This is a genomic window from Salegentibacter haimaensis, from assembly GCF_054121495.1.
The window spans coordinates 1-551 of record NZ_JBSYGH010000042.1; the positions used below are offsets into that span (position 1 = coordinate 1).

The 551-nt window shown below is 31.9% G+C and carries 1 protein-coding gene; it reads right to left on the reverse strand.

Annotation, left to right across the window (positions count from 1 at the left end):
* Positions 1–331 precede the first annotated feature (331 nt).
* A partial coding sequence (locus ACW6QP_RS15375; RefSeq protein WP_457911759.1) for a hypothetical protein occupies positions 332–551 on the reverse strand: 220 nt, incomplete at its 5' end.

Here is a 551-nt window from a genome sequence, read left to right on the forward strand (position 1 = left end):
AACGTCTCGTATAAAAACTGTGCGAGCTGGCGAGCTTGATTGTCCGTAGGACAATCCGCTGAGCAAGCGAGCACAAAGTTTCGATTCAAGACCAAAATAAGCATTGTTTTTATACATTGTTGCCTACTTTTGCAGCACGTTTGAGTAAGCAGGTTTTTAATTATTTTTTACAATATCGGCTCAGAAAAAAGTCCGCTGGATATTTTCTATATTTTATTAAATATGAGTGAGAAAATCCGCTTTTTTATCCGTTCTGCTTTTTAGTCCGATTTTTTTTTCCCAAAATCCTTTATAAGGTTTAGAACCGTACTGCTATTCAAATCTGCCTTTTTCAATCAGATTTATTTTTATTTTTTTTCCTTTCACGAATTGTTATAACCATTGCTACAATTAAAAATATACTTGATGTAACTCGCAACCAAAATCCTACATCCATTTCATCAGATGTGAAAATAAAATTTAGACCTATCAAGATAATATTAACGATTATAATTATTAATGGTAAATTTTCTTTTTTCATCCGTTTTGTTTTTCTGCAATTGTAGGCAACG